This is a genomic window from Pseudoscardovia suis (assembly GCF_002797875.1).
Taxonomy (GTDB): Bacteria; Actinomycetota; Actinomycetes; order Actinomycetales; family Bifidobacteriaceae; genus Pseudoscardovia; species Pseudoscardovia suis.
On the sequence record NZ_PGFC01000014.1, the window covers coordinates 1 to 9,045 of the forward strand.

At 57.5% G+C, this 9,045-nt stretch carries 6 protein-coding genes and 1 rRNA gene; all 7 read left to right on the forward strand.

Annotated features, from left to right (window positions below; all coding sequences use genetic code 11):
• A 5S ribosomal RNA gene (rrf, locus tag CLV65_RS09255) occupies nucleotides 1-83 on the forward strand; the annotation flags it as partial.
• Nucleotides 84-471: 388 nt separating this feature from the next.
• Nucleotides 472-687, forward strand: coding sequence for a hypothetical protein (locus CLV65_RS08820; RefSeq protein WP_144441919.1), 216 nt, complete (start codon nucleotides 472-474; stop codon nucleotides 685-687).
• A 941-nt stretch (nucleotides 688-1,628) separates the two neighbouring features.
• On the forward strand, nucleotides 1,629-4,454 hold the full coding sequence (locus CLV65_RS08555; protein ID WP_157847279.1) for a DEAD/DEAH box helicase: 2,826 nt from the start codon (nucleotides 1,629-1,631) through the stop codon (nucleotides 4,452-4,454).
• A 146-nt stretch (nucleotides 4,455-4,600) separates the two neighbouring features.
• A complete protein-coding gene (locus CLV65_RS08560; protein ID WP_094691940.1) occupies nucleotides 4,601-5,737 on the forward strand; it encodes a phosphate ABC transporter substrate-binding protein PstS in 1,137 nt (378 codons plus the stop codon).
• A gap of 217 nt (nucleotides 5,738-5,954) precedes the next feature.
• Nucleotides 5,955-6,938: a phosphate ABC transporter permease subunit PstC gene (gene pstC, locus CLV65_RS08565; protein ID WP_094691941.1), complete on the forward strand. Its 984-nt coding sequence runs from the start codon at nucleotides 5,955-5,957 to the stop codon at nucleotides 6,936-6,938.
• A gap of 2 nt (nucleotides 6,939-6,940) precedes the next feature.
• Nucleotides 6,941-7,963, forward strand: coding sequence for a phosphate ABC transporter permease PstA (gene pstA, locus CLV65_RS08570; RefSeq protein WP_094691943.1), 1,023 nt, complete (start codon nucleotides 6,941-6,943; stop codon nucleotides 7,961-7,963).
• 60 nt (nucleotides 7,964-8,023) lie between these two features.
• Nucleotides 8,024-8,803: a phosphate ABC transporter ATP-binding protein PstB gene (gene pstB, locus CLV65_RS08575; protein ID WP_094691942.1), complete on the forward strand. Its 780-nt coding sequence runs from the start codon at nucleotides 8,024-8,026 to the stop codon at nucleotides 8,801-8,803.
• Nucleotides 8,804-9,045: the final 242 nt, after the last annotated feature.

Genomic DNA, 9,045 nt, shown 5'->3' on the forward strand with positions numbered 1-9,045 from the left:
CCATTCCGAACCTGGAAGCTAAGGCCCGGCACGGCGATGGTACTGCACCCGGCAGGGTGTGGGAGAGTAGCACGCCGCCGCACCAACACTCACACAGGGGGTCCCCGGGATCGGCAACACGCCAACCCCCAGGACCCCCCACCATTACCCACACAAAAACAACAGAAAAACAAACAACCGCATATCTAGGCAGCACCAGGAGGCGCACGTCACTGGAACACGCCCCGAATGTTGTCTCCTCAGATGTTGTAACCGGGGAATAGCAATGCAGCTGAGCCCCGCACGCGTCCATTCGAATCCAAACTCAGGTAACGACGTCACCAAACAACCAGAACTGAACAAATACGCTTAATAAACAAACTTCTCAGACTCAAAAAGGGTCAAACACAATAAAACACCACACGATCGTGATGATTCTGCAATGTGGCACGGGCATGCGATTGAGTATGCGGCCATCAAGTGTGTGGAGCGATGGCACAGCCATCAGTATCAAGCAGCATGAATATGGTCGCCTTGATGCGGCAGCATCGCGATCAACCACCGCATTATGACAGCTACTGCGAGGGCGCGCAGGTAGTCACCGTGCGTGGCGAATTGGCAGCATTGATTAACCACGGCATTATGACAGCCACAGTAAAGCGTCCCCAGCGGGGTGTTGGGGCGCATCGATCAACCATGGCATTATGACAGCCACAGTCTGAAAGCAACAGTGTAATCGCAGTAACCGCCGCATCAGTACAGCAGTCGTAATCGATGAGACACTAGCTGTTGAGGCGTTTTGCAAACACGAAAGACTACCGGCTTTGCAATCCCTTTCTTCTGCTGGCATCATAGATGTTCAAAGGATTTGTAAGGGAGAGGGGAGCTGTGCCGTGGCACAAGAACGATTCGATGTGGAGCAGGTACGACAGGCAATTGCCGATGCTCAGCAGCTCATCGATGCCCTCAGCGGCATTTCTGCACGCTTCCAGCAATTGCAAGATGATCTAGTTCACCGAATTGAACAATATCGCAATAATCCCGTCGCTCTTCAGGCTGCGAACGATGATTTGGCTTCCCGGATTGCGCCGGATGCCTCTCGCTTTGCAGCGAATGCCTCATCGTCTTTCGATTCACAATCCTTTGCTCAGGAGGGTGTTCTCCCCGGTGGCTTTGCACAGGGCAATCCGTCCCAGTTCACACAGATGGGCGTTCAGGCGGCTTCCGTTCAGGCGGCTTCCCCTGCATCCTCGACTTCGAGTCCGAGCTATCAGCCTGCTCACTCTGCGTCTGCCTATCCTGCGTCTGCTTACTCCTCATCTACTTTCTTCGCGTCGGCTGAGCATCAGTCTGCGCAATTCCACAGTGCTTCTTATCAAGATCCTTATCAATCCGGGTCGTCCGCCGTGATGTCTCGTGCAACAGCCGTGGGTTCTGATGAGTGGGCGTCTGATTCGCGGTTTCCTGACCAATCGTTGTTTTTCCTGGTGAGGGGCGAACGACTGCGCAATGAAGCCAAAAAACTGAAACTCTATGAAGATACTCTTAAGCGCAATGTGGGTGAGGCTTCCCGGTGCGTGCATCGTATCCGTTGGTTCTTTACCTCATCTGAGAAGAAACTTTCCGCGCAGAAGGCGTATGCCGATCTCGTGGTACAGCTCCAACCGGACTATCCCGAGCGGCACACCGCAGATGCTGTGATTTCTCAAGCTCAGGCGCTGTTTTCTACATCTGCTGGCGACGCTTGGCAAGACCTGGCGGCAGACAACCAGACATATCTGCAGGCCATCCAACGCGCTGTGCCATCCGATCAACTCAATATGCCGGCGCTTCCCGTGGTACAAGCAGCGATAGAGCCCCTTGCGAAATTGCGTTTGACAGTCACGGATGCAAACCGCAGGGTGCAGGAGGTCCAGCAGAATGTCATCACATCCGTGCAAAGTCTGAAGCAGCAATTGGCTCAGAAGACTTTGGGCGACACGCCAATAACCGAACTGAGGCCATCACTTCCTCAAGGCGTGCGGCTTGGAGCGCTGAAAAATGCCGGATATTCGTCTGTGCTTGATATTTGCCGTGCCAGCGCCCCTTCTATTGCGAGTGTGCATGGCATCACGATGTCAACCGCGTTGCAGATTCTTCATGCAGCCGATGCTTATGCCACGACGGTGATTGCTGATTCCCCGGTAAAAATCAGCAGGGATCACAAGACGCCAGAATCGACGCAGATACTGTGCGCAGTGCAGTTGTATCTGAAATACAAAGGCGCGGCAGATACCTTGGCGCGGATTCAGCGTCTGGAAACGCAGCTGAAGCCGGCGCTTGATTTAGTGGTCCAACTCGGTAACGGATTCCTGTTGCCGCAGCTCACGGAAAGCACCAAGAACGACATTGCCAAGGCGCTGCAGACTGTGAAAAATGCCGGCGAGGGTGAATATGCTGCTCTTGTTGGTCAACTCATCGCTTTGATGCCGCGTGATGTGCCTGCTGATGCTGCGTTCGCCAATCCTCAGAGCGTGTGGAGCGATTTCGAGCGTGACTCGATTGCCTATTTCACAGCGATTGAAGATCTGTGCCCGGAGGCTTGGGGCATCACGGCGAAGTCGTCCATGCCCGAGGCATTGTCTCACGCCATCGACGAGCAGATGCTGGACACCACGGGGATGACATGTGAGCTGCGGCGGTATCAGAAGTGGGGCGTTAAATACATCCTTCACCAAAAGCGCGTGCTTCTTGGAGACCAGATGGGCTTGGGCAAAACCGTCGAGGCGATTGCTGCGATGGTATCGCTGAGCAAAGCCGGTGCCACGCATTTCATCGTGGTATGCCCGGCAAGTGTGCTCATCAACTGGGAGAGGGAAGTGAGTTCGAAGAGCGCCCTCACCGCCTACATTGTGCATGGCTCTGGGCTGGATGCTGCTCTTAACGAATGGGTGTACACGGGCGGCGTGGCGATTACGACGTATGGTGTGTGCGACAGGCTGCTTGACGTATGCGAAGACCCGGCTGAAGATGGGACGTCCGCTGATGCTGCTGCGATGCGGACGGCGGCACACCCGACCGTGGCAACTCAAGCTGCGACGATGCAAGCCGTGGCAGCAGGAGAGAACACACCAGGCGAAGAAGTGCGCAGAACGATAGCGCAAAACTGTGCGGTTGATGCTATTGGGACAGCTGGTGCCGCTGGGACAGTTGGTGCCGCTGGGGTTGCTGGGGTTGCTGGGGGTGCTGGGGTTGCTGGGGCAGTTGGGGCCGTCGGGACTGTTGGGCATGATGCATCAAGAGCGAGGAATGCCAACGACGGCATCGTCTCTGCGGGATATGGCACAGCCATGCCATCGCCTGCGTCTTCTGCCTTCCTTGCGTCCTCTGCTTATCCTGTGTCATCTGCATCCTCCGAGGATTCTGCATCGTCCACGGTTTCTGCATCTCCCGCATCCTCTGCATACCCAGCACCCATTGCCAAAGTGCATGTGGACATGCTCGTGGTGGATGAGGCTCATTATGTGAAGAACCCTTCTGCGAAGCGCACGAAACGCGTCGCGGCGCTCGCTAATCGCACCGATCGTGTGCTGTTCATGACGGGCACGCCGCTGGAAAACCGCGTGGAGGAGATGGCGAACATCGTCGCAATGCTGCGACCAGACATTGCATCGCGCCTGAGCCTCATACGGGCCGGCGGAAACGCTCCGCAGTTCCGCGCCGCTGTCTGTGAGGTGTATCTGCGTCGCAAGCGCGACGAGGTGCTGTCGCAGCTGCCTGACAAGCAGGAATCCGTGGAATGGTGCTCGCTCGGGCTCAAGGAGAATGCCTTGTATGAGCAGACGGTGATGGATGGCAATTGGCAACAGATGCGCCAGCTCTCGTGGAATGTCGACGATCTGGAAGATTCCTGCAAGGCCTGCCGTCTCGACGAATTGATAGCGGATGCAACGGAGGATGGCCGTAAGATCATTGTCTATTCGTTCTATCGGCACACGCTCAATGCAATTTGCGAGCGGTATGCCGCCCGAATCATCGGGCCGCTCAACGGTTCCGTCTCGCCGGCGGAACGTCAGCGGATGGTTGACGAATTCAACGCTGCGCCAGCGGGCACGATCCTCGCTGCCCAAGTGCAGGCAGGCGGGACCGGTCTCAATATTCAGTCAGCGAGCGTCATTGTGTTTTGTGAGCCTCAAATCAAACCGTCCATCGAAGATCAGGCGATTTCGCGGTGCTATCGCATGGGCCAGACGCGCAATGTGCTGGTGTTTCGCTTGCTGTGCGCGGGCACCGTGGATGAATGCATCCTCAAGATGCTTGAACGCAAGCGCGATATCTTTAATACTTACGCTGACAGATCCCTCGCAGCGGATAAGATGCATGAGCTTGATGGCCTTGACGAGCATGCCTGCAAGGCGATCATTGAAGCGGAAATTGCCCGCATTACCCGCGAACGCGATGCTCGCGGGAAGAGCCTTCTCGTCAATTCACTTTGAGTTCATTTATTTCGCGTCATCGACGGCGTGATTCGGATATCGTGACAATTGTTCAGCCGCAGGGTTGCACATGCCCTGCACAGTCTGGATTTACAAGCGCGGTCATCGCGCTTTCGTGGACAAGTTGAGACAGAAGAGCTAACAATATGCACAAGAATGTTTTCGTGCGCGCGGCTGCTGTTGCATCCAGCCTTGCGCTTCTCGTGTCCGTTGCCGCTTGCGGTGACAATGCAACCTCTGACAATGGCAGCTCCGCTGCTTCCTCGTCGTCTTCGGTGAACATTTCCGGTGAGTTCGCCGGCGCTGGCGCTTCCAGCCAGAAGTCCGCTGTGGACGCGTGGATCGCCGGTTTCCAGCAGCAATACCCGGATGCGCAGATCGCTTACGATCCCTCCGGTTCCGGCGCTGGTGTGAACAGCTTCCTCCAGGGCAACGCTCTGTGGGCGGGCTCCGATGCTTCCCTGAGCGATGATCAGGTGTCGCAGTCCTCCTCCCGTTGCGCCAATGGCACGACCGCTTTCGACATCCCGGTCTACATCTCTCCGATCGCCATCGTCTACAACCTCTCTGATGCTGGCTTCAACGGCAGCGACAAGCACATCCAGATGAGCGCCGACACCGTCGCCAAGATCTTCGACGGCAAGATCACCAAGTGGAATGACGACGCCATCAAGGCCGAGAATCCTGGCGTTGACCTCCCTGATCTTGCTATCACCCCCGTCTACCGTTCCGATAAGTCCGGCACGACGAAGAACTTCCAGAACTACCTCAGCCAGGCGGCTCCGAATTCTTGGAGCTATGAGCCTGGTGAGAACTGGCCTGGTTCCGCTGGTCAGGGCGCTTCCGGCACCTCCGGCGTGATTTCCACCGTCAAGCAGGCTCAGGGCACGATCGGCTATGCCGACGCCTCTCAGGCTGGCGAGCTTGGCACCGTGGCTGTGAAGGTCGGCGACGAGTACGTGCCGTATTCCGCTGAGGCCGCTGCCAAGGTCGTGGATGCTTCTCCTCAGGACACCTCCGCCAAGGGCGACAACCGCGTTGTCATCAAGATTGACCACGCCACCACCGCTGAAGGCGCCTACCCGGTCGTGCTCGTGAGCTACGACGTGGCGTGCCCCGCTTACGAGAAGGCTTCCGACGCACAGTTCGTCAAGCAGTGGCTCACCTACGTTGTGAGCGAGGACGGTCAGAAGACCGCCGCTGACAACGCAGGTTCCGCCCCGATGTCAGATACGCTGCGCCAGAAGGTGCTCGCCTCCATCAACAACATCAAGACTGAGTAACCCAGGTCGCGATGTTGACAGCAATGCAGCCGCCGCGAATCACTCCATTGATACGCGGCGGCTGTCCGCTTGCTAACTGAACCTCGGAACGCGCCAAGTCTTGAAGGGTTTGTGCACAATTTTCACAGGCCCGATGTAGATACGGACTGCATGATTTCCGACGGCACAGATCGTTATAACTGAATAGTCACAATCCACTCATACGAAGGAGACAGCGGTGTCAAGCAATACCGCCACAACTGCCTCGGGGGCACCACGGCGCGGCCATGGCGACCACGGCGCCGACAAGGTGTTCCGTTGCGTCGCGACCGGCGCTGGAGTCCTCATCCTTGCGGTGCTGGCCGCCGTGGCAGTGTTCCTGCTGATCGAGGCATCGCCGGTTTTCACCGGTGACCATGCCAAGGTGCAGGGAACCATCGAATCATTCACTGGAAACAAGGCGCATAATTTCTGGCAATACGTTGTGCCGTTGATTTTCGGCACGGTTCTCGTGTCGGCACTTGCCTTGGTGGTGGCGTTCTTCGTCGCCATCGGCATCGCACTGTTCATTTCGCAGTATGCACCGAAGAAACTCGCCACCGCGCTGAATTACGTCATTGACTTGCTGGCTGCAATCCCCTCAGTTATCTATGGTCTGTGGGGCGGCCTCGTGCTCGTGCCGCACATCTACGGCTTCTGGAGCTGGGTCAACAAGTACTTGGGATGGATTCCGCTCTTCGCGTCCGATCCCGCCAGTGGCTCCATTTCGAATCCTCCGCGCACTATCGCCACGGTGTCGCTCGTCCTGGCAGTCATGATCCTGCCGATCATCACCTCCATGAGCCGTGATGTGTTCGTGCGTGCGCCCCGCCTTCAGCAGGAGGCGGCGCTGGCATTGGGCGCCACGAAGTGGGAGATGATCAAGCTCGCGGTGTTGCCGTTCGGCCGCTCCGGTGTGGTGTCCGCCTCCATGCTCGGCTTGGGTCGAGCGCTGGGCGAGACGATGGCCGTGTTGATGATTCTCTCTCCTGGCCGCACGTTCTCGTGGCATCTGCTGCTTGCCGCACAGCACCAGACGATCGCAGCAAACATCGCCGCGCAGTTCGCCGAATCCGACAACATGGGCGTCTCGGTGCTCATCGCTTCCGGTCTCGTGCTGTTCATCATCACGTTCGTTGTGAACTTCGTCGCTCGCAAGCTCACAGATAAGGAGGTGAAGTGATCATGACAGACGCAACAACCGCAGTCTCGACCACTCCCTCGAAGGAACCGAAGAAGGCCAAGGGCCCGACCCCGGACTTCGACAAGCTCGCTCCGAAGCGCTCCTATCTCAATAGGCGCAAGCGCAAGGATGTTGCCATGCACGTGCTCATCGTGGCGGCGTTCATCGTCGCTCTGATCCCGCTCATCTCGGTGCTGTGGACCGTTATCGCCAACGGCGTTGGCCGACTCGACGGATACTTCCTCACACACAACATGAGGGGCATCGTCGGCGGCAATCCTGCCAATGGCACGACGAATGAATACGGCGGCATCTACCACGCCATGATGGGCACGCTGGAAATCACCCTCGGCGCCCTGATCATCTCGGTGCCTATTGGCATCTTCACGTCCATTTACCTCGTCGAGTACTCCTCGAAGGGCAAGCTGTACCACGCGATTTCATTCTTCGTCGACATCATGAGCGGCGTGCCGTCCATCGTCGCAGGTCTGTTCGCGTTCTCGCTGTTCTCCGTCATCTGCGGCAAGGGAACGTACAACGGCCTGGTCGGTGCCGTGGCACTGTCGGTGCTGATGATTCCGACGGTTGTGCGAAGCAGCGAAGAGATGCTCAAGATCGTGCCGAATGATTTGCGCGAAGCATCCTATGCTCTGGGCGTCACGAAATCCCGCACGATCACGAAGGTTGTGCTGCGCACGGCGCTCTCCGGCATTGTGTCGGGCGTGCTGCTCGCCATCGCTCGCGTCATCGGCGAAACCGCACCTCTGCTGATCGCAGCAGGTACGATTTCCAGCACGAACTTCAACCTGTTCTCGGGCCGCATGATGTCGCTGCCTGTGTACATCTACAACGAATACCAGCAGGGCAGCGCCACATGCACGGTCAACGCAGTCAACTGCGTTCCTGGCATCCGCATGGAACGTGCATGGGCCGCGTCGCTCGTGCTGATCATCCTCGTGCTTCTGCTCAACCTCATCGGCCGTCTCGTCGCTAAGATCTTCGCGGTCGACGACAGCCAGAAGTGATGCAGGACCCGATCAGACAACCCTAGACTTAGCGAAAGAAAGAACAAACAAGGAAAAGACATGGGACAGCGAATCGATGTCAAGCACCTGAATGTCTACTACGGCAAATTCCATGCCGTGGAAGACGTCAACATGGTGATTCCGGCAAATAAGGTCACCGCCTTCATCGGCCCGTCCGGCTGTGGCAAGTCCACGGTGCTGCGCACGCTCAACCGCATGCACGAGATCATCCCCGGTGCTTATTGCACCGGCCAGGTGCTTCTCGAAGGCAAAGACCTCTACGACAAGGACACCGACCCGGTGGAAGTGCGCCGCAACGTGGGCATGGTGTTCCAGCGCCCGAACCCGTTCCCCACGATGTCCATTCGTGAGAACGTGCTCGCCGGCGTGAAGCTCAATAATCGCAAGATCAGCAAGTCCGACGCTGATGACCTGGTGGAATGGGCCCTGCGCGGCGCCAACCTCTGGGAGGAGGTCAAGGATCGTCTCGACAATCCCGGCATCGGCCTGTCCGGTGGCCAGCAGCAGCGTCTGTGCATTGCACGCGCCGTCGCCGTGCACCCGCAGGTGCTGCTCATGGATGAGCCGTGCTCCGCTCTCGACCCGATTTCCACGCTTGCTGTGGAGGATCTGATCAACGAGCTCAAGCATGACTACACGATCGTGATTGTCACGCACAACATGCAGCAGGCGGCACGTTGCTCCGACTTCACTGGCTTCTTCAACATCCAGGGAATCGGCAAGCCCGGCCACTTGGTGGAGCTCGACGAGACGAACACCATCTTCCAGCATCCGAAGAATAAGGAGACCGAGAACTACATCTCCGGCCGCTTCGGCTGATTGAGCGCTTCCGCGCGGCTGCATGGGGAATTCCTCCACTGGGGATTTGTGCTGTGCACCTAGGGGAGTGCTTCTGCTGCGCGGGAATGGGGGCAAGGCCTTGACGCTGCTACGGCATGACGTGGCGCGTCAAGGCCTTTATTTATCGGCATATAGGAACCAAAGTTATTGCTTATAATCCCCGCAGGCGTTGTGGCCGTAGGCGTGTCGTGGTGTCGAACTTGGTTCCCGTGTCTTCATGG